Raw genomic sequence first — 18,401 nt, 5'->3', positions numbered from 1 at the left:
TGCAACGGTCCTATCTCTCACCGTACGAGGACTGCACCTCCCCTCTTCCCACTGGTACCACCCATAACTACTCTGGGGATACACGTGTGCCGGTGGAGTCACCGGAGGGGAAGCCGGTGCCTTGCACACGGGTAAGGGTCGGGTGATGGTCATGAGTTCCGTCGAGCGCCCCCTTCAGGAAGTCGTCTTCCTGACCGTGGCGGAGGTCGCCGCGGTCATGCGGGTGTCCAAGATGACGGTGTACCGACTGGTGCACAGCGGAGAGCTGCCGGCCATCCGGGTCGGACGGTCCTTCCGGGTGCCCCAGCAGGCGGTGCACGAGTACCTCAAGGAGTCCTACGTGCGACTTGAGAGCGCGTAGCGGCGGCGCGCGGGTGCGGGGTCCACACCGGTGGGCGCCGCACCCGTTCGCCGGGGATTTCCCCCGAGTTTCCCGGTATCGGGGAGCACGATTACGGCCTTAGCACCGTGGACGGTAGGCTAGGCCCTCACGTCAGTCGTATGGACTCCGTCTCTCACGGACGAGAGTCTCAGTGAGCGAGGGTTGTTCCGTGGGCTCTGTCATCAAGAAGCGTCGCAAGCGTATGGCCAAGAAGAAGCACCGCAAGCTTCTGAAGAGGACCAGGGTCCAGCGTCGTAACAAGAAGTAACGCCTGAGCCTGCGCTTCGGCCCCGCCCTTCGCGGGGGTCACCCGCGCACTCGCGTACAGCGGCGCAGGAAGAACTCATTGGCCCCGCCCCTGCGGGGTTCAGGCGTTCCACCGCCCGCCCAGGCCCCCGCGGCCTGGGCGGGCGGTGTCGTTTCACGGCCCGGCAGGGCGGCGCGGTACGGTGCACGCAGGCCGCTCGGGCCGGGGAACGGGGGCAGCACCGTGGGCGTGGTCGTGCTCGTCACCGGCGTGGCGCGCCATCTCGGTGCCCGCTTCGTCGCCGAGGTCCGCCGTCGGCCGGGCGTGGACCTGGTGGTCGGCGTGGACGTGCAGCCGCCCCGACTGCCGCCCGAGGAGCCGGCCGGTCCGGCCGCCCCGTACCGCTTCCACCAGCTCGACCTGCGCCGCCCGGCGGTCTCCCGGGTGCTCGCCGAGCACCGGGTGGACACCGTGGTGCACCTCAGCGTCAGCGCCACCGGCCTGGGCTCCACCAACCGCTCCGCGGTGAAGGAGTCCAACGTGATCGGCACCATGCAGCTGCTCGGCGCCTGCCAGAAGGCCCCCGGGGTGCGCCGGCTGGTGGTGAAGTCCACCACCGGCGTCTACGGATCCGCGCCCCGCGACCCGGCGGTGTTCAGCGAGCGGATGCAGCCCAAGGACCCGCCCGGCGGCGGCTTCGCCAAGGACGCGGCGGAGGTCGAGGGCTATGTGCGCGGCTTCGCCCGGCGCCGCCCGGACGTCGCGGTGACGGTGCTGCGCTTCGCCAACATCGTCGGCCCGGACGCGGACACCCCGCTCAGCGAGTACTTCGCGCTGCCCGTGCTGCCGACCGTGCTCGGCTACGACCCGCGGCTGCAGTTCGTGCACGAGGACGACGCCGTCGCGGTGCTCTGCCGGGCCGCCGACGAGCCCGCGCCGGGCACCGTCAACACCGGGACCTTCAACGTGGCGGGGGAGGGCGTCCTGCTGCTCTCCCAGTGCGCCCGCCGGCTCGGCCGGCCCACCCTGCCGCTGCTGCTGCCCGCGGTCAGCTGGATGGCCGTGCTGGCCCGGCAGACCCGGCTGGTCGACGTCTCGCCCGAGCAGCTGCGGCTGCTCACCCACGGCCGGGTGGTGGACACCGCGCGGCTGCGCGACACCTTTGGCTACCGCCCGGCGTTCGGCACCCCGGAGGCCTTCGCCGACTTCGCCGCCGCGCAGGGGCCGGGTCTGCTGCCGCCCGAGCGGCTGGCCGCCGTCACCGACCGGCTGACGGCCCTGCTCGGCCCGGAAGGGGCCGCCCCCGCGGGGCCGGCCGCCGGACCGGACGCCGTACCGAACCGCCCCCGCCCACCGAGGAGCTGAACCCGCGATGAGTGCCGCAGCCGAGAACGCGCCGGGCGAGGCCAAGGTCATCCCGATCGAGTCCGCCCCCAGCTGGACCTCGCCCGAGGGGCCGAAACTGGCCGACCGGCTCGCCGAGGCCGTCGGCGGCGTGCTGTCCGGGCCGCTCGGCCCGGCCGCCACCGGGCTGTTCGGCAAGGGCTGGGAGGGCCGTGCCGCCGAGCGGCTGGCCTTCCTGCGCCGCCGGGTGACCGGCGACTACGAGGTGGACGAGTTCGGCTTCGACCGGGAGCTCACCGAGGAGGTGCTGCTCTCGCTGCTGCGCCCGCTGGCCGAGAAGTACTTCCGGATCGACGTCCAGGGCGTGGAGCACATCCCGGCCGAGGGCGGCGCGCTGATCGTCGCCAACCACTCCGGCACGATCCCGCTGGACGCCCTGATGACCCAGGTGGTCATCCACGACCACCACCCCGCCCGGCGGCACCTGCGGATGCTCGCCGCCGACCTGGTCTTCGTGCTGCCCGGCGTCAACGAGCTGGCCCGCAAGGCCGGCCACACGCTGGCCTGCAACGAGGACGCCCAGGCCCTGCTGGAGCGCGGCGAGGTCGTCGGGGTCTGGCCGGAGGGCTTCAAGGGGATCGGCAAGCCGTTCTCCGAGCGCTACAAGCTCCAGCGGTTCGGCCGCGGCGGCTTCGTCGCCTCGGCGCTGCGGGCGCGGGTGCCGATCGTGCCCTGCTCGATCGTCGGGGCCGAGGAGACCTACCCGATGATCGGCAACGTGAAGACCCTGGCCCGGCTGCTGGGCCTGCCGTACGTGCCGGTCACCCCGACCTTCCCGTGGCTGGGCCCGCTCGGGGCGCTGCCGCTGCCGACCAAGTGGACGATCCGCTTCGGCGAGCCGATCGCCACCGACAGCTACCCGGCGGAGGCGGCGGACGACCCGATGCTGGTCTTCGACCTGGCCGACGAGGTGCGCGAGACCATCCAGCACACCCTCTACCAGCTGCTGGTGCAGCGGCGTTCGGTGTTCTTCTGACGGTGCTCTGCCGGTGGTGTTCGGCCGGTGGTGCTCTGCCGGCGGTGCTCGGCCGAGGAGGCCCGGGTCCTTCCGTGGAGCCGGGGCGCCACGGAAGGACCCGGGTACGGCGGGGGCCCGGCGGATATCGCACTCCGCCGGGCCCCCACCGCCCTGCCGTCAGCCGCCCAGGATGCGCAGCCCGGGCAACAGGTCCGGGAGCAGCGGGGGCACCTCGACGCCCTGCGGCTGGGCCGCGTTCGGGGCGCCGGGCGTGGCCTGCTGCGGTGCCTGCTGCGGGGCCGCGTCGGCGCTCGGCGAGGGCTTGGTGCCGGTGAGGCCGCTGGTGAGGCCGCCGACCAGGCCGTTGACGGCGTCGGGGGCGCTGCTGGGCAGGGTGTCCGGCAGGACACCGCCCTTGCCCCCGGTCCCGGAGGCGCCGGAGCCGGGGTTGGCCGGGGCGTGCTCGGGGGCGCCGGGGCGGTTGCCGACGGAGCCCGGGGCCCGGTCGGTGCCGGCCGTGGTGCCGGATCCGGCCGCGGGGGAGCCGGCCGGGGAGCCGTCGGTGGAGTGGGAGGAGCCGTCGCCCGCTCCGGAGCCGGCCGCGCCACCGCTCTGAGCGGGGGGCAGGACCAGGCGCAGGGGCGCGACGTCCTCGCTTATGTCGTCGAAGAGGCGGTTCACCAGGTCGGCCTGCTGGGTGAGCTGGACGGGCAGTCGGCCCTGCAGCTCGCTCCACCGGCCGTCCTCGTCGTGGGCGAAGCCGGCCAGCGCCCGCATCGGGTCGAGCGAGCCGTTGCTGCGGTAGACCGAGCGCAGCAGCTCGCGGCCCCTGAGGGCGTCGGTGTGCATGTCGTCCAGGGCGCGGCGGACCTGTTCGACGGTGGCCGGGCTGAGGCCGCCGGCCGGGCCGGTGCGGCCGACCAGGGTCTTGGCCTCGCCGAGTCGGGTGGCCGCGTTGTCGAGCAGCAGTTCGCCGCGCTCGGAGTCGGAACCGGCGAAGTCGAGCCGGAGTCCCTCCAGCCCGCGCTTGAGGCCGTACAGCGTGTCCCCGGGGAGGGCGTTGGCGCTGGCCGCGGCGGCGCCGGTCAGGCTGCCGACGGCGAGCCCGGCGACCAGCCCGCCGATCGCGAACCGGCGGCTCCAGCGGCCGCGCGGCGCCGTCCGGATCGCCCGGTGGCGGCGCTGCCGGGGCACCGGGGTGCCCGTCCCGCCGGCGAAGGCCTGCTCGAACGCGGCCATCAGCTGGGCGCGTTGGACCGTGCGGACCTCCCGGTCCAGCACCGGCCCGGGCAGCGCCCCCAGCGCGTCGGTCAGACCGACCAGTTCGGCCATCGCGACCGGACCGGCGCCGGTGGCGGCGGCGTTGTCCGATTCGGCGTTGGCCGCAGCGCGTTGCTCTGCCTGGTGGGCCTCCAGCGCCTCGGCGAAGGCCTTCGCCCGCCGGTGCTCCAGCACGTTTGCCGTCACGGGCCACACCTCCCTTCGTCGTTGTCGACACCCTGGCCTGCCGGACGGTTGCCCTGGCTGGCCAAAGCCACTCCATCGGGTGATAGGCCGCAATTCGACTTGACCGTACGCCTGGTGGGGGCTTGCACGTTGGCCAACGAGTGGTGCGGGCGGTCGGTTACGCACGGCTGATCATCGGACCGACCGTTCACTCTGACGTGTCGGCCGGGCGCGAACGGTGACGGACGGCCGTGCCGTATGGCACCGGGGCCGTCCTCGGCACGGCTCATCGCGCGTCGGGCGGGAGCAGCCGGGCCAGGGTGCGGACGGCGCGGTACTGGAGGGTCTTGATGGCGCCCTCGTTCTTGCCCATGATCCGGGCCGTCTCGGCCACCGAGAGCCCCTGCAGGAAGCGCAGGGTGACGCACTCCTGCTGCTGCGGGTTGAGCCGGCGCACGGCGTCCAGCAGGGCGGCGTTGGAGAGTGACTCCAGCACCGACTCCTCCGGGCTGCGCTCGCACTCGTTGGAGTCCAGCATCTCGCCGGTGGTGACCTCCAGCCGGAAGCGGCTGGACTTGAAGTGGTCGGCGACCAGGTTGCGGGCGATGGTGACCAGCCAGGCGCCGAAGTCCCGGCCCTGCCAGGTGAAGGTGCCGATCCGGCGCAGGGCGCGCAGGAAGGTCTCGCTGGTGAGGTCCTCGGCCGTGGCCCGGCTGCCGACCCGGTAGTAGATGTAGCGGTAGACGGTGTCCGCGTAGTGGTCGTAGAGCCGCCCGAAGGCCTCGCTCTCGCCGGCCTGGGCCCGCTCGACCAGCTCCATGATCGGGTTGTGCTCGGTCTCGTAGCCGGGGTTGGGCGCCGTCCGGGCGCGGCCCCGGCCGGCGCCGGCGCTGCCGGTGCGGCCGCGCGAGCCGGTGCCGGCCGAGCCGGCGGCGGTGGTGCGCAGCGCCGGGCCGGGCGGCTGGGGCTGGGGCTGGACGAACGATCCTCCAGCCGGCGCGAGTTGGGGCAGGACGGCGAACTGGCTGCGGAGCAGGGTGCGCAACAGGGTCAGGCCGGTGGAGATCTGCCGCTCGGCGGTCGGCCGACCGCGCAGGCCGGTGCGGGGGCGCAGGGACGCGGACGACGGGCGGGAGGGTGCAGGCGCGTCGTTCCGGACGGGTGGGTACACGGGACTCCCAGAGGCAGAACTGTGGACGGATCACCTCCGCCTGCGCGGAGAGCACTCCCCGAAGCGTCCGTTCGAGCGGGACGCGTGGTGACGTGCATCCAGGAGAGAATAACGCTTTGTGCAATGACAGCTACACCGTGTGGTCGAAGTGGTCGTTTGGGATCCATTTGTTGTGCATATTCGGCTGACACTGACCGGAGCTGTCATCGTTCATCCGGCTCAACGTGATCGAACAGGCGCTCAGGGTGACCAATTCGGCGGCCTGAGGGGCGGTTTCCCAGCCTTGGGGCTCGGCAACCCCTGACTTTCCCGGCCTGGCGAACGATCAGAACCGGTCACCGGGCGACAGGTTCGTGCAGGTGACTCGGACCACCCTGCGGTGCAGGGGAGTTCGCCCGTAAGAGGGGCCAGGTCAGAGGCCTTGTTGACGCCCGCTCACCCGCCGGGGCGAGCCCGTCCCGACGGCGTCCCGACGGCGTTCCGACGACCCGCCGGCGACCTCCCGACCGTCTTCGGGCGGCCCTCGGGCGCGCCCCCGGCGGCCTTCGGGAGCCCGCGCGGCCCCCGGCGCGGGAGGTTCAGGAGCGGCGCCTGCGCCGGTTCAGCGCCACCCCGGCCGCCGTCGCGCCGGCCAGCACCCCGAGCGCGGCCGCGGCCGGCAGCCCCACCCGGGCCGCCTTGCGCCCGGTCCGGAAGTCCCGCACCCGCCAGCCCTGGGTCCGGGCGTGGCGCCGCAGCGCGCCGTCCGGGTTCACCACGTACGGGTGGCCGACCAGCGAGAGCATCGGGATGTCGTTGGCCGAGTCGCTGTAGGCGGCGCAGCGGTCGAGGTCGAGGCGTTCGCGCCGGGCCAGCGCGCGGACGGCGGCGGCCTTGGCCGGGCCATGCAGCAGGTCGCCGACCAGCCGGCCGGTGTACAGGCCGTCCCGGGCCTCGGCGACGGTGCCCAGCGCGCCGGTCATGCCGAGCCGCCGGGCGATGATCCTGGCCACCTCCAGCGGGGCGGCGGTGACCAGCCAGACCCGCTGGCCGGCGTCCAGGTGCATCTGGACCAGGGCGCGGGTGCCGGGCCAGATCTTGTCCGCCACGACCTCCTCGAAGATCTCCTCGCAGATCGCCTCCAGGTCGGCGGTGGGCTTGCCGGCCACGATGCCGAGGGCGGACTGCTTGGCGTCGGAGATGTGGTCCGGGTCCTCGGTGCCGTGCAGCCGGAACCAGGCCTGCTGCCAGGCGAAGCGGGCGATGTCGCGGCGGGTGAGGAAGCCGCGGCGGTAGAGGCCGACGCCGAGGTAGAAGATCGCGGCGCCGCGCAGGATGGTGTTGTCGCAGTCGAAGAAGGCGGCGGCGCGGGGGTCGTCCGGGTCCGGGGTGTGGTTCTCGGTCGAGGCCTTGGGGACCTTGGGGGCCTTGCCGGGCTTCGCCGCGGCCGGCGCGTCCGGCTCGGTGCTGCCGTCCGTTCCGGTGGTGCCGTCCGGCTCGGTGCCGGCGTCCCGCCCCGCGGTGCCGTCCGGCCCCGCGGTGCCGTCCGGCCCGGGCTCGGCCCGCAGCGCGGCCTCGGCCGCCTCGGCCGCGGCTTCGCCGGCCAGGGCGCTCCGCTCGCTGCTGGAACGCCTTGCCTGGGTGAGCCTTCTGAGCACGGCCATGTCATCGAGGATAGCCAGCCGGGCGCGCGGCGACCGTGACGGAGCCGTGCCCGCGAGGTGAACAGCTCCACCGGGTGCCGGGCGCCCCCGGGCGGGCGGGTGCCATGGCGGAGAATGGGGTGGTGAGCCCACTGCTGCGACGTAAGAGCCCCGAGCCCGCGGACCGGACCGTGACCCTGGTCGGCAAGCCGGGCTGCCACCTGTGCGACGAGGCCCGCGAGGTGATCCTCCGGGTGACGGGCGAGCTGGGGGCGTCCTTCGAGGAGCGGGACATCACCCAGGACGAGGAGCTGTACCGCCGCTACTGGGAGCAGATTCCGGTCACCCTGATCGACGGTCGCCAGCACGACTTCTGGCGGGTCGACGAGCGCCGTCTGCGCACTGCCCTCGGCGGCTGAGCGGGGCCTGACCCGGCGTTCGTCCGTGTACCGACCCCCCGCCGATCGGCGGGGGAGGTTCGCCGAATCGTTGCCAAAGACACTCCGTTCCGGCGTGGGGCGGGGCGGGTTGGTCGGCTTACGATCGAACGCGTTTGCGCCCGTGGGGGGCTGAGCACACGAGGAGTGCGCCATGCTTCCCGGTCCTGCCCTCGGGGTGTCCGGAGCCCCGGAGCCCCGGACGGTCCCCCGGGGCTTCGCCGTGGTGGACGTGGAGGCGACCGGCCGCAGCCCGTGGCGGCACCGGGTGGTCGAGGTGGCCGTGGTGCTGCTCGACGAGCGGCTGCGTCCCGAGGGCGAGTTCGCCACCCTGCTGGATCCGCTGGGCCCGGTCGGTCCGACCCATGTGCACCGGATACGCCAGTGCGACGTGGAGGGCGCCCCGCGCTTCCGGGAGATCGCCCCGCGGCTGCTGGAGCTGCTGGCCGGCCGGGTGCTGGTGGGTCACCACGTCAGCTGCGACCACGCCTTCCTGGATCGCGAGTTCGCCCGGATCGGGGTGCCGCTGCCGCCCGTGCCGCTGCTGTGCACGATGCGGCTGGCCCGCGCCCACCTGCCGCAGGCCCGCGGCCAGGGCCTGGCGGCCTGTGCGGAGGCGGCGGACCTCGGCTGGTACCCGGCGCACACCGCGCTGGGCGACGCCCGGGTGACCGCCGAGCTGCTGCGGCACTGCCTGGGTGCCCCGTCCTGCCCGCCGGGCGACTGGACCGGCCCGCTGCGCGAGGCCGCCGAGGTGCCCTGGCCCCGGCTGGGGCGGGCCCGTTCCCGGCTGTCCGGCGCCGGCGTCCCGCTGCTGCGCAGGGAGGCCCCGTACGGCCCCTGGCTGCCCGGTTCGCGAGCCCCGGAGGTCGTGCTGACCCGGGCCGGTGCTATGCGGTCGATGGCGTGATGCGCATCACTGTGTAGGGACAAAACGGACACCATCTTTGTGCACACGTTCACAAACGCATAGCCTGGCTGCCAAAGCCCAGCTTCACCCACAGGAGCACCGTGGCAATCGGCCGATCACCACAGAGCAGTTCGCAGACGCCCGACCAGGGCGCCGCGCGCCGACCGTCGCGTGCCCGGGGCATCCCGGAGGCGACAGTCGCCCGCCTGCCCCTCTATCTGCGGGCCCTCACCGCGCTCTCCGAGCGCTCGGTGCCGACCGTCTCCTCCGAGGAGCTGGCCGCCGCGGCCGGCGTGAACTCGGCCAAGCTGCGCAAGGACTTCTCCTACCTCGGCTCCTACGGCACCCGCGGCGTCGGCTACGACGTCGAGTACCTCGTCTACCAGATCTCCCGCGAGCTCGGCCTGACCCAGGACTGGCCGGTCGTCATCGTCGGCATCGGGAACCTCGGCCACGCGCTCGCCAACTACGGCGGGTTCGCCTCCCGCGGCTTCCGGGTGGCCGCCCTGTTGGACGCCGACCCCAACGTGGTCGGTTCCACCGCGGCCGGACTGCCGGTGCGGCACATGGACGAGCTGGAGTCGATCGTCGAGAGCCAGCACGTCTCCATCGGCGTGATCACCACCCCGCCCGGCGCCGCCCAGCAGGTGTGCGACCGGCTGGTGGAGGCCGGCGTCACCAGCATCCTGAACTTCGCCCCGACCGTGCTGACCGTCCCGGACGGCGTGGACGTGCGCAAGGTGGACCTCTCCATCGAGCTCCAGATCCTCGCCTTCCACGAGCAGCGCAAGGCCGGCGAGGAGCCGGACGACCGTGCCGAGTCGGTGCTGGACCGCGCCCCCGGTCCGGTCCGGGCGGCCGCCGCCAAGCTGCGCCGCGCGGCCGGCGGCAGCGGCAAGCCCCGGAGCACCGTCGAGTCGGCGGCCAAGGACCAGGCCGAGCAGACCAAGGGGAAGTCCGCCAAGGGCGGCGACGGGGATCTCTCCGCGGTGATGCCCGCATGAACACCGAGAGCTGTGGGGGGCGGGCATGAGCCTTCTCGTCGTAGGGCTGAGCCATCGCACCGCCCCGGTCGGGGTACTGGAGCGCGCCGCGCTGACGGGTGACGTACCGACCCGGCTGCTGCACGACGCGGCCGCCACCGCGACGGTCGGCGAGGCCGCGCTGCTGAACACCTGCAACCGGATCGAGCTGTACGCGGACGTGGACAAGTTCCACGCCGGTGTCGCCGAGCTGTCGCTGCTGCTGGCCCACCACAGCGGGGTGGACCTGGAGGAGCTGACCTCCCACCTGTACGTCCACTACGAGGACCGCGCCGTCCACCACCTCTTCTCGGTGGCCTGCGGCCTGGACTCGATGGTCGTCGGCGAGGGCCAGATCCTCGGCCAGCTGCGCGACGCGCTGGCCAAGGCCCAGGAGGAGCACACCGCCGGGCGCGGCCTGAACGAGCTGTTCCAGCAGGCCCTGCGGGTCGGCAAGCGCGCGCACAGCGAGACCGGCATCGACAAGGCCGGCCAGTCGCTGGTCACCTTCGGCCTGGAGCAGGTCGCGGCGGGCGCGGGCGAGATCGCCGGCAAGCGCGCGCTGGTGGTCGGTGCCGGCTCGATGAGCTCGCTGGCCGCCGCCACCCTGGTCCGTTCCGGCGTGACCGACCTGCTGATCGCCAACCGGACCCCGGCCCGCGCCGAGCGGCTGGTCGAGATCCTCGGCCCGGACGTGGCCTCGGTCCTGGACCTGGCCAAGGTGCCGGAGGCGCTCGCCGAGGTGGACCTGGTGATCTCCTGCACCGGCGCGGCCGGTGTGGTGATCAAGGCCGAGGACGTGGCCGCCGCCGTCGCCTCCCGTACGTCTCCCGAGCCGCTCGCCCTGCTCGACCTGGCCATGCCGCGCGACGTCGACCACACCGTGCACGAGCTGCCCGGCGCCCTGCTGGTCGACCTGGAGAGCCTCTCCCACGCGCACGCCGCCAGCCCCGGCGCCGGCGACGTCGACCAGGTCACCCGGATCGTCTCCGACGAGGTGACCGCCTTCGGCGCCGCCCAGCGGGCCGCCAGGATCGCGCCGACCGTGGTCGCGCTGCGCTCGATGGCCTCCGACGTGGTCGCCGCCGAGCTCGGCCGGCTGGACTCCCGGCTGCCCGACCTGGACGAGCGCTCGCGCGCCGAGATCACCCAGACCGTCCGCCGCGTCGTCGACAAGCTGCTGCACGCCCCGACCGTCCGGGTGAAGCAGCTGGCCGCCGAGCCGGGCGGCGCCTCCTACGCGGAGGCGCTGCGCGAACTGTTCGACCTCGACCCGGCGGCCGTGCACGCCGTGTCGGGCACGCCCGTCGGCGGGGCGCCCCAGCCCTCGGCCGGGGGCACCAGATGAACCGTCAGCCATCCCACGAGTACCACCGGGACGATCACCTCATGAATGGTCAACCGATCACGGAGCAGCCCTCGGCCACCGCGGCCCTGCGGCTCGGCACCCGGCGCAGCGCCCTCGCCATGGCGCAGTCGGGCATGGTGGCCCGCGAGGTGACCAGGGTCACCGGGCGCGCCGTCGAGCTGGTCGAGATCACCACCTACGGCGACACCTCCCGGGAGTCGCTGGCGCAGATCGGCGGCACCGGGGTGTTCGTCTCCGCGCTGCGCGACGCGCTGCTGGAGGGCCGGATCGACTTCGCCGTGCACTCGCTCAAGGACCTGCCCACCGCCGCCCCCCGGGGGCTGGTGCTGGCCGCCGTCCCCGAGCGCGAGGACGTCCGGGACGCCCTGGTCGCGACCGAGGGCCTGGCCCTGGAGGAGCTGGTGGAGAAGCTGGCCGGCGCCGGCCGCCCGGCCCGGATCGGCACCGGCTCGCCCCGCCGGATGGCGCAGCTGAACGCCTGGGCCAACGCCCGCGGCGCGCAGCTGGAGACCGTCGCGATCCGCGGCAACGTGGACACCCGGATCGGCTTCGTGACCAGCGGCGAGCTGGACGCGGTGGTGCTGGCGACGGCCGGCCTGAACCGGCTCGGCCGCAGCGCCGAGATATCCCAGCACCTCGACACCGAGGTGATGGTCCCCGCCCCCGGCCAGGGCGCGCTCGCGATCGAGTGCACCACCGCCGACACCGGGCTGACCGCCGCGCTCGCGGCGCTGGACCACGCCCCCACCCGGGTCGCCGTGGCCGCCGAGCGCGCCCTGCTGGCCACCCTGGAGGCCGGCTGCTCGGCGCCGGTGGCCGCGCTGGCCACCTGGGGCCGGGAGAACGAACTGCGGCTGGACGGCGTGGTCGGCGACCCCGACGGAACCGCCCTGCTGAAGATGTCCGCCAACGGTCCGATCGTCCTCGACGAGACCGCCGAGCAGCAGGCGGTGGCCCTCGGCCGCGCGCTGGCTGACCGGCTGCTCGCCGCGGGCGCGGCCGCCCTGATGGGGGAGCGAGCCCGATGAGCCCCACCACCGCCACCGATGCCCTGTTCCCGGTGGGACAGCCCGCCACCGGACGGTGCACCTTCCTGGGCGCGGGCCCCGGGGACCCGGGCCTGCTGACCCTGCGCGCGGTCGAGGTGCTGTCCACCGCCGACGTGCTGGTCGCCGACCCGCTGACCGCCGCCGCCGTGCGCAGCCACTGTCCGGCCGGCGTGCAGGTGCACGCCCCCGCCGCCGAGGGCACCGACTTCGACCTGGCCAAGCTGGTCGCCGAGGCCGTCCGCTCCGGCAAGCACGTGGTCCGCACCGTCGACGGCGACCCCGGCCTGGACGGCTGCGCCGCCGAGGAGATGCTCAGCTGCGCGGGCGACGGGATCCCGTTCGAGGTGATCCCGGGCGTCGCCCAGTCGGTCGGCGTCCCGGCGTACGCGGGCGTCCCGCTGCGCGCCGGGTCCGGCACCGACGTGCGTTTCGTGGACGGCGCCGCGCTGCTGGCCGGCAGCCCGGTGGACCTGGGCGCGCCGGAGACCACGCTGGTGGTCCGCACCACCCTGGGCCAGCTGCCCGCCACCGCCACCGCCCTGGTCGCGTGCGGCCGCAAGCCGGAGTCGGCGCTGAGCGCCACGCTCTCCGGCACCACCACCCGCCAGCGGACCTTCACCTCCACCCTGTCCGGCATCGCGGCCGACCTGAAGGCCGCCCGGGTGCTGCCCTCGCCGGTCTCCGCCCCGGTCGACCCGGCCACCTCGGTGATAGCCGTGGTGGGCGAGCAGGTCGCCCACCGGGCCTCGCACTCGTGGTTCGAGACCAAGCCGCTGTTCGGCTGGAACGTCCTCGTGCCGCGCACCAAGGAGCAGGCCACCGGCCTGTCCGAGCAGCTGCGCTCGTACGGTGCGGTGCCGCAGGAGGTGCCGACCATCGCGGTCGAGCCGCCGCGCACCCCGCAGCAGATGGAGCGGGCCATCAAGGGCCTGGTCACCGGTCGCTACGAGTGGATCGCCTTCACCTCGGTGAACGCGGTGCGCGCCGTCCGGGAGAAGTTCGAGGAGTACGGCCTGGACGCCCGCGCGTTCGCCGGGATCAAGGTCGCGGCGGTCGGCGAGACCACCGCGCAGGCCCTGGTGGACTTCGGCGTGAAGCCGGACCTGGTGCCCTCCGGCGAGCAGTCCGCGGCCGGCCTGCTGGAGGACTGGCCGCCGTACGACCCGGTCTTCGACCCGATCGACCGGGTGCTGCTGCCGCGCGCCGACATCGCCACCGAGACCCTGGTGGCCGGCCTGGTCGAGCTCGGCTGGGAGGTCGACGACGTGACGGCGTACCGGACGGTGCGCGCCTCGCCGCCGCCGGCCGAGACCCGTGAGGCGATCAAGGGCGGCGGTTTCGACGCGGTGCTGTTCACCTCGTCCTCGACCGTCCGGAACCTGGTCGGCATCGCGGGCAAGCCGCACAACGTGACCGTCATCGCCTGCATCGGCCCGGCCACCGCCAAGACCGCCGAGGAGCACGGCCTGCGGGTCGACGTGATGGCCCCGGCGCCGTCGGCGGCGGCGCTGGCCCAGGCGCTGGCAGACTTCGGGGCCAAGCGCCGCGACACCGCGACGGCCGCCGGTGAGCCGGTCTACCGGCCCAGCGAGCGCCGTCCCGGCTCGCGCCGCAAGGCCCGCTGACACCCCTCATGGCCGGGGGCGGCCGACCGTCGCCCCCGGCACTGCACAACCGTTCGGAGAGAGAAGCCGTGTCCGCTGAATTCCCGTACGTACGCCCGCGCCGACTGCGCCGGAGCCCGGCGATGCGCCGCCTGGTGGCCGAGACCCGGCTGCACCCGGCGGAGCTGATCCTGCCGCTGTTCGTCCGCGAGGGCGTCAGCGAGCCCGTCCCGGTGAGTTCGATGCCGGGCGTGGTCCAGCACACCCGGGACACCCTGCGCAGGGCCGCGGTGGAGGCGGCCGAGGCGGGCCTGGGCGGCCTCATGCTGTTCGGCGTCCCGCAGGTGCAGGACGCGATCGGCAGCGAGGGCACCAACCCGGACGGCATCCTCCAGCAGGCGATCCGGGACGTGGTCTCCGAGGTCGGCGACTCCCTGGTGGTCATGTCGGACCTCTGCCTGGACGAGTACACGGACCACGGCCACTGCGGCGTGCTGGCCGCGGACGGCAGCGTCGACAACGACGCCACCCTGGAGCGCTACGCCGAGATGGCCCGGGTTCAGGCCGACGCCGGCGTCCACCTGGTCGGCCCGTCCGGCATGATGGACGGCCAGATCGCCGTGATCCGGCGGGCGCTGGACGAGGCCGGGCACCAGGACGTGGGCATCCTCGCCTACACCGCCAAGTACGCCTCGGCCTTCTACGGCCCGTTCCGCGAGGCCGTCGGCTCCTCGCTCAAGGGCGACCGCAAGACCTACCAGCAGGACCCGGCCAACGCCCGCGAGTCGTTGCGCGAGCTGGCGCAGGACCTCGCCGAGGGCGCGGACATGGTGATGGTCAAGCCGGCCATGGCCTACCTGGACATCCTGCGCCAGGTCGCCGACGCCTCCCCGGTGCCGGTCTCCGCGTACCAGGTGTCCGGCGAGTACGCGATGGTCGAGGCGGCCGCCGCGAACGGCTGGATCGACCGGGAGCGGATGATCATGGAGACGCTCACCTCGATCCGCCGCGCGGGCGCCGAGCAGATCCTCACCTACTGGGCCCTCGAAGCCGCCGCGATGCTCAAGTAGCGGACCCCGTACGGCGGAAGGCCGGGCCGCTCCCGTGGGGGAGCGACCCGGCCTTCCGGGTTTCTGTCAGGCCGTGGACTCAGATGCCCACGTCGCCGGCGTGCGCGAAGCCCGCGCCGCCGCCGATCACGTCGGTGGAGGTGGCGGCACCGCCGCCGAAGCCTCCGGCGACGACGTCACCGGCGTGGGCGACGCCGAAGCCCCCGCCGGCCACGAACGGCTGGTCGGCGGAGGCGACGAACTCGCCGCCGCCGGCCAGGCCGACGTGGGCGAAGGCCGGGGTGGCGGCACCCGCGAGCGCCAGTGCGGCGGCGGCGGTCAGGGCGGCCTTGGCCAGCTTGCTCTTCATGGAACTGCCCTCTCTCTGGGAGCGCCCCGCGGGCGCTCTGACACGTGATCACAACCGGCGGTCCTGATCGGCGATCCACGCGCCGGACCGGCCCGCCGCTCACCCGTCCGGACCGCGCTGCGGCGCGGCCGGCCGGACACTTCGCCCGCACAGCCCGGAGGGCCCGGGGAGGTGTTCCTCCCCGGGCCCTCCGACCGTGCTGTGCCCCTTGATCAGCCGATCAGGTGCGAGACACCCGCGTCGCCCGTGGACTGGGTGTTCTGGCCGACGTTGCAGATCTGCTTCGGCTGGTTGTTCAGGACCGGAACCTCGACCGGGACCGCGATGCCGATGACGGCGACGGCGACGTTGTGGATCTCCGGCAGGCAGATGTTCGGGTTGTCCAGAACGTGGTTGTTCGGGCTGCCGTTGCCGGCGGTGCCGGTGTGGTTGGTGCCGCCGTTGCCCTGGACGGAGGTGGCGGCGCCGTCCGAGTCGACGATGGCGGAGGCCGAGCCGGCGGACATCGCGAAGGCGGCGGCGGCCAGGCCGGCGGCGGCGAGGGACTTCTTGATCATTTCTGGTTTTCCTCTCGGGGTGAATCGGGGAGCGATTCGTAGGTGGATCGTGAGGGTGGTGCAGGGAGAACGGAGCGGCGACCGATCAGCCGATCAGGTGGGACACGCCGCCGTCGCCCTGGCTCTGGGTGCCCTGGCCGACGGTGCAGTACTGCCTGCCGCCGTTGTTGGCGATCGGGACCTCGACCGGGACGGCCACGCCGAGCACGCCGACCGCGATGTTGTGGATCTCCGGCAGGCAGATGTTCGGGTTGTCCAGGAAGTGGAAGTTCGGGCTGTTGTTCCCGACCGTGCCCGTGAAGTTGGTACCGCCGTTGCCCTCGATGGAGGCGGCGGCGCCGTCCGCGTCACCGATGGCGGAGGCGGGCGCGGCGGCACCGGCCAGCGCGGCGACGGCCAGGCCGGCGGCGGCGAAGGACTTCTGGATCATGGCGAGATCCCTCTCTGAAATGCTCTTTGGATTCCGTGCGTACAACGCTGAGAACGCTCAGACCCGGTCTGCAGTCACTGACGTCCAGATCAAAGAACGACGGCACGGAAGGTTACGGGGATTTTTGAAAAGAGTCCCGGAGGCACGACGGCGGAGGGAATCCGATCGGATTATTACTCCGAACCGGTTAACGGCCGCAATCCGCACTCCCGGTCACTCGTTGAGCAGATCGCTTTCCGGTTGCGGCCCCGCAGCCCTTCCCAGTGATCCCCAGTACGGACAGCAGAACGGTGAAAAGCATGAAGTTCTCCCAGCGGGCCGGCGCGATGCTGCTGGCGGTCGGTGCCGGTGTGCTCGCCTCCCAAGGAGCGGCCGGCGCCGCCACCCCGATCGGCCCCGACCAGGTCGGCGCGCTGGAGGACGCGCTGGCCACCCAGCAGGTCCCGGCGGACATCCCGCTCGCCCCGCTGGGCAGCCGGCTCACGGCCGGCATCCCGACCTCGCTCCTGATGCCGCCGGCGCCCGACCGGACCACCAGCGGCGGTGGCGCGCTGCTCCCGGAGCAGATCCTTCCCCAGCTGACCACCGGCAGGGTCGGCCCGAGCGCCAAGGCCGACCTGCCGATCCCGCTGGTCGACCAGGGCGCCGACCTCGGCAAGGTGCTGCTGGACGCCCCGGCCGCGCCGCTCCACGCCAGGACCCCGGGGCTCACCCTCGGCAAGCCGCTCTCGCTCGCCCAGGACGGCGCCGGCCAGCTCGCCGACGGCCGGCTGAAGGTGGACGAGATCGACCCGCGCCTGGTCTCCGGCGCGGTGCAGGTGGTCCCCGGGGCCAAGGCCAGCCTCGGGGGCGAGGACAGCCGGCTCTCCCTCACCGACACGGCGGCCGCCCTGGCCGGTACCACCACCGGGACCGCCACCGGCGTGGTGCGGACGACCGGGCTGACGGGCCTGACCCAGCTCTGACCCGGTTCCGTCCCGGGCACCGCGCCCGGGACGGGAGCCCGGCACCCCGGCCGCGCGGCCGGGGTGCCGGGCTCCCGCGCGCCCGGGGGCTCAGCCCGGCAGGAGGCCGGTCAGCCCGCCGACCAGCGGGAGGTCCTTGACGCCGCCGCCGGCGCTCAGCGGGCCGGTCAGCGTCCCGGTGCCGACGGCGGGCAGGCCCTGGTCGGGCTGGAGGGCCGCGCCGTTGTTGAGGAAGTCGGCCGAGGAGTTCGCCCACGGGTCCAGCCGCAGGCTCTTGATCGGCGCGATGCCGTAGCCGAGGCCGGTGGTCGTCCCGCCCAGCGCCTGGCCGAGGTCGGTCTTGGTCAGCGTGGCCGGGCCGGCCGGGGCCTCGCCCGGGGCGGTGGCGGCCTGCGCCGAACCGGCGCCGAGCAGCACCGCGGCACCCACGGCGGCGGCCAGTGCGGCCGCGTTCTTCTGCGAAACCATCGTGATCACCCTTCGGTGGATCGGGGATCCCGGACGGCTGTCCGGGGACGCCGAACTGCCCCCCGGCCGACTGGTCGGGGGGCAGGACGGCCGGAACACGTGCCGATCGGGGATCAGCAGTCGTCCGCGGGCTGCGGGTGGGCCTCGACGTTGGCGCAGGCGTTGCCGAAGGCCGGGTTCAGCAGGCCGACCACGTTGATGGAGTTGCCGCACAGGTTGATCGGCACGTGCACCGGGACCTGGATCTGGTTGCCGGAGACGACACCGGGGGAACCGACGGCCGCGCCCTCGGCGCCCGCGCTGGCGGCGGCGGAGCCCGCCGCGCCCAGCACCAGGCCGGCAGCGGCGGCGGAGAGGACGGCGGCCTTCTTCATGTTCTGCATGGGGGGTTGATCTCCTCGATCACACACGGGTGGAGCGTGCCGCGCCCCGGCGCTGCGGGGCGCGGCACGGGCTCGGTGAATCGGCTGTCGCCGGTGCGGCGACCGCGGGTTCAGCCGGCGTTGACGCAGGTGTTGCCGAAGGCCGGGTTCAGCAGGCCGATGATGTCGATGCTGTTGCCGCACAGGTTGATCGGGATGTGGATCGGCACCTGGATCTGGTTGCCGGAGAGCACGCCGGGGGAACCGGCGGCGACGCCCTCGGCGCCCGAGCTGGCGACCGCACCGCCGGCGGCACCGAGCACCAGGCCGCTGGCGGCCAGGGACAGGACGGCGGCCTTCTTGAAGTTGCGCATGTCATTCCTCCGATTTCTGCCCGACGGAATGGGAATGTCGGGAGTCGGGCGAGCGCGAATACTCACCCGAAGGCTTCAGGGATTGCCGTGATTGTCACTCGGTCGGCGCATATCGGCGTGTTCCGCCCATGGCTCGGGCGTGGCCGTGACTGCCGGGTCGCAGTGCCCCCCGAAACGATTCCCGCACGGCCGGGAAAGGCTTCGG

At 73.7% G+C, this 18,401-nt stretch carries 21 protein-coding genes; 12 read left to right on the top strand and 9 right to left on the bottom strand.

Annotated features, from left to right (window positions below):
* Window positions 1-151: 151 nt before the first annotated feature.
* The 4 genes from ACZ6EM_RS19430 to ACZ6EM_RS19415 all read left to right on the top strand — a co-directional run bounded on the left by ACZ6EM_RS19430 (window position 152) and on the right by ACZ6EM_RS19415 (window position 3,009).
* Window positions 152-361, top strand: coding sequence for a helix-turn-helix domain-containing protein (locus tag ACZ6EM_RS19430; RefSeq protein WP_045699258.1), 210 nt, complete (start codon window positions 152-154; stop codon window positions 359-361).
* Window positions 362-533: 172 nt separating this feature from the next.
* Window positions 534-650, top strand: coding sequence for a 30S ribosomal protein bS22 (locus tag ACZ6EM_RS19425; protein ID WP_425311139.1), 117 nt, complete (start codon window positions 534-536; stop codon window positions 648-650).
* 222 nt (window positions 651-872) lie between these two features.
* On the top strand, window positions 873-1,994 hold the full coding sequence (locus ACZ6EM_RS19420; RefSeq protein WP_401053764.1) for an NAD-dependent epimerase/dehydratase family protein: 1,122 nt from the start codon (window positions 873-875) through the stop codon (window positions 1,992-1,994).
* 7 nt (window positions 1,995-2,001) lie between these two features.
* Window positions 2,002-3,009, top strand: coding sequence for a lysophospholipid acyltransferase family protein (locus ACZ6EM_RS19415; RefSeq protein ID WP_465772840.1), 1,008 nt, complete (start codon window positions 2,002-2,004; stop codon window positions 3,007-3,009).
* A 159-nt stretch (window positions 3,010-3,168) separates the two neighbouring features.
* Here the strand turns inward: ACZ6EM_RS19415 and ACZ6EM_RS19410 are convergent, their stop codons facing one another.
* The 3 genes from ACZ6EM_RS19410 to ACZ6EM_RS19400 form a co-directional block, all read right to left on the bottom strand.
* The gene (locus ACZ6EM_RS19410) at window positions 3,169-4,458 is read right to left on the bottom strand and encodes a DUF5667 domain-containing protein (protein ID WP_452179960.1); all 1,290 of its coding nucleotides are present in this window, start codon (window positions 4,456-4,458) and stop codon (window positions 3,169-3,171) included.
* Between the two features lie 265 nt (window positions 4,459-4,723).
* A complete protein-coding gene (locus ACZ6EM_RS19405) occupies window positions 4,724-5,551 on the bottom strand; it encodes an ECF subfamily RNA polymerase sigma factor, BldN family (protein ID WP_401045651.1) in 828 nt (275 codons plus the stop codon).
* Between the two features lie 635 nt (window positions 5,552-6,186).
* Window positions 6,187-7,251 (bottom strand): HAD family hydrolase, encoded by a 1,065-nt coding sequence (locus ACZ6EM_RS19400; protein ID WP_465772839.1) that lies wholly within the window; start codon window positions 7,249-7,251, stop codon window positions 6,187-6,189.
* A 104-nt stretch (window positions 7,252-7,355) separates the two neighbouring features.
* Here ACZ6EM_RS19400 and ACZ6EM_RS19395 point away from each other — a divergent pair, with 104 nt between their 5' ends.
* From ACZ6EM_RS19395 to hemB, 7 genes are all read left to right on the top strand, one after another.
* Window positions 7,356-7,649, top strand: coding sequence for a glutaredoxin family protein (locus ACZ6EM_RS19395; RefSeq protein WP_359902750.1), 294 nt, complete (start codon window positions 7,356-7,358; stop codon window positions 7,647-7,649).
* A gap of 172 nt (window positions 7,650-7,821) precedes the next feature.
* Window positions 7,822-8,577: a 3'-5' exonuclease gene (locus tag ACZ6EM_RS19390; RefSeq protein ID WP_401045637.1), complete on the top strand. Its 756-nt coding sequence runs from the start codon at window positions 7,822-7,824 to the stop codon at window positions 8,575-8,577.
* Between the two features lie 107 nt (window positions 8,578-8,684).
* A complete protein-coding gene (locus ACZ6EM_RS19385; protein ID WP_401045653.1) occupies window positions 8,685-9,581 on the top strand; it encodes a redox-sensing transcriptional repressor Rex in 897 nt (298 codons plus the stop codon).
* 25 nt (window positions 9,582-9,606) lie between these two features.
* Window positions 9,607-10,947: a glutamyl-tRNA reductase gene (locus ACZ6EM_RS19380; protein ID WP_401045640.1), complete on the top strand. Its 1,341-nt coding sequence runs from the start codon at window positions 9,607-9,609 to the stop codon at window positions 10,945-10,947.
* 41 nt (window positions 10,948-10,988) lie between these two features.
* Complete coding sequence (gene hemC / locus ACZ6EM_RS19375; RefSeq protein ID WP_452179961.1) at window positions 10,989-11,996, top strand: hydroxymethylbilane synthase; 1,008 nt, start codon at window positions 10,989-10,991, stop codon at window positions 11,994-11,996.
* Complete coding sequence (locus ACZ6EM_RS19370) at window positions 11,993-13,642, top strand: bifunctional uroporphyrinogen-III C-methyltransferase/uroporphyrinogen-III synthase (RefSeq protein WP_359902764.1); 1,650 nt, start codon at window positions 11,993-11,995, stop codon at window positions 13,640-13,642. Before hemC ends, ACZ6EM_RS19370 begins: the two co-directional genes overlap by 4 nt.
* A gap of 68 nt (window positions 13,643-13,710) precedes the next feature.
* Entirely contained in the window at window positions 13,711-14,691 is a 981-nt protein-coding gene (gene hemB / locus ACZ6EM_RS19365; RefSeq protein ID WP_401045645.1) for a porphobilinogen synthase, read from the top strand.
* Window positions 14,692-14,770: 79 nt separating this feature from the next.
* On the opposite strand, the gene ACZ6EM_RS19360 is transcribed toward hemB, so the two are convergent.
* The 3 genes from ACZ6EM_RS19360 to ACZ6EM_RS19350 form a co-directional block, all read right to left on the bottom strand.
* Window positions 14,771-15,040, bottom strand: coding sequence for a hypothetical protein (locus ACZ6EM_RS19360; protein WP_359902770.1), 270 nt, complete (start codon window positions 15,038-15,040; stop codon window positions 14,771-14,773).
* 212 nt (window positions 15,041-15,252) lie between these two features.
* Window positions 15,253-15,597 (bottom strand): rodlet layer protein, encoded by a 345-nt coding sequence (locus ACZ6EM_RS19355; protein ID WP_380542147.1) that lies wholly within the window; start codon window positions 15,595-15,597, stop codon window positions 15,253-15,255.
* Between the two features lie 85 nt (window positions 15,598-15,682).
* Entirely contained in the window at window positions 15,683-16,027 is a 345-nt protein-coding gene (locus ACZ6EM_RS19350) for a rodlet layer protein (RefSeq protein ID WP_359902775.1), read from the bottom strand.
* A 299-nt stretch (window positions 16,028-16,326) separates the two neighbouring features.
* Between ACZ6EM_RS19350 and ACZ6EM_RS19345 the strand changes: the two genes are divergently transcribed.
* The gene (locus tag ACZ6EM_RS19345; protein WP_401045648.1) at window positions 16,327-16,992 is read left to right on the top strand and encodes a hypothetical protein; all 666 of its coding nucleotides are present in this window, start codon (window positions 16,327-16,329) and stop codon (window positions 16,990-16,992) included.
* A gap of 90 nt (window positions 16,993-17,082) precedes the next feature.
* Here the strand turns inward: ACZ6EM_RS19345 and ACZ6EM_RS19340 are convergent, their stop codons facing one another.
* From ACZ6EM_RS19340 to ACZ6EM_RS19330, 3 genes are all read right to left on the bottom strand, one after another.
* Entirely contained in the window at window positions 17,083-17,460 is a 378-nt protein-coding gene (locus ACZ6EM_RS19340) for a hypothetical protein (RefSeq protein WP_452179050.1), read from the bottom strand.
* A gap of 113 nt (window positions 17,461-17,573) precedes the next feature.
* Entirely contained in the window at window positions 17,574-17,843 is a 270-nt protein-coding gene (locus ACZ6EM_RS19335; protein WP_401054529.1) for a chaplin, read from the bottom strand.
* A 110-nt stretch (window positions 17,844-17,953) separates the two neighbouring features.
* A complete protein-coding gene (locus ACZ6EM_RS19330; RefSeq protein ID WP_401054531.1) occupies window positions 17,954-18,196 on the bottom strand; it encodes a chaplin in 243 nt (80 codons plus the stop codon).
* Window positions 18,197-18,401 lie beyond the last annotated feature (205 nt).

The organism is Kitasatospora sp. NPDC041917 (genome assembly GCF_055589745.1).
This window is presented reverse-complemented; position numbering and strand designations above follow the sequence as displayed.

What these genes read in the sequence shown, in the direction of transcription:
- ACZ6EM_RS19430 (WP_045699258.1), top strand. Translation starts at nt 152, where the DNA reads ATGAGTTCCGTCGAGCGCCCCCTTCAGGAAGTCGTCTTCCTGACCGTG.
- ACZ6EM_RS19415 (WP_465772840.1), top strand. Translation starts at nt 2,002, where the DNA reads ATGAGTGCCGCAGCCGAGAACGCGCCGGGCGAGGCCAAGGTCATCCCG.
- ACZ6EM_RS19400 (WP_465772839.1), bottom strand. Translation starts at nt 7,251, where the DNA reads ATGGCCGTGCTCAGAAGGCTCACCCAGGCAAGGCGTTCCAGCAGCGAG.
- ACZ6EM_RS19395 (WP_359902750.1), top strand. Translation starts at nt 7,356, where the DNA reads ATGGCGGAGAATGGGGTGGTGAGCCCACTGCTGCGACGTAAGAGCCCC.
- ACZ6EM_RS19390 (WP_401045637.1), top strand. Translation starts at nt 7,822, where the DNA reads ATGCTTCCCGGTCCTGCCCTCGGGGTGTCCGGAGCCCCGGAGCCCCGG.
- ACZ6EM_RS19380 (WP_401045640.1), top strand. Translation starts at nt 9,607, where the DNA reads ATGAGCCTTCTCGTCGTAGGGCTGAGCCATCGCACCGCCCCGGTCGGG.
- hemC (WP_452179961.1), top strand. Translation starts at nt 10,989, where the DNA reads ATGAATGGTCAACCGATCACGGAGCAGCCCTCGGCCACCGCGGCCCTG.
- ACZ6EM_RS19370 (WP_359902764.1), top strand. Translation starts at nt 11,993, where the DNA reads ATGAGCCCCACCACCGCCACCGATGCCCTGTTCCCGGTGGGACAGCCC.
- ACZ6EM_RS19360 (WP_359902770.1), bottom strand. Translation starts at nt 15,040, where the DNA reads ATGAAGAGCAAGCTGGCCAAGGCCGCCCTGACCGCCGCCGCCGCACTG.
- ACZ6EM_RS19355 (WP_380542147.1), bottom strand. Translation starts at nt 15,597, where the DNA reads ATGATCAAGAAGTCCCTCGCCGCCGCCGGCCTGGCCGCCGCCGCCTTC.
- ACZ6EM_RS19350 (WP_359902775.1), bottom strand. Translation starts at nt 16,027, where the DNA reads ATGATCCAGAAGTCCTTCGCCGCCGCCGGCCTGGCCGTCGCCGCGCTG.
- ACZ6EM_RS19345 (WP_401045648.1), top strand. Translation starts at nt 16,327, where the DNA reads ATGAAGTTCTCCCAGCGGGCCGGCGCGATGCTGCTGGCGGTCGGTGCC.
- ACZ6EM_RS19340 (WP_452179050.1), bottom strand. Translation starts at nt 17,460, where the DNA reads ATGGTTTCGCAGAAGAACGCGGCCGCACTGGCCGCCGCCGTGGGTGCC.
- ACZ6EM_RS19335 (WP_401054529.1), bottom strand. Translation starts at nt 17,843, where the DNA reads ATGCAGAACATGAAGAAGGCCGCCGTCCTCTCCGCCGCCGCTGCCGGC.
- ACZ6EM_RS19330 (WP_401054531.1), bottom strand. Translation starts at nt 18,196, where the DNA reads ATGCGCAACTTCAAGAAGGCCGCCGTCCTGTCCCTGGCCGCCAGCGGC.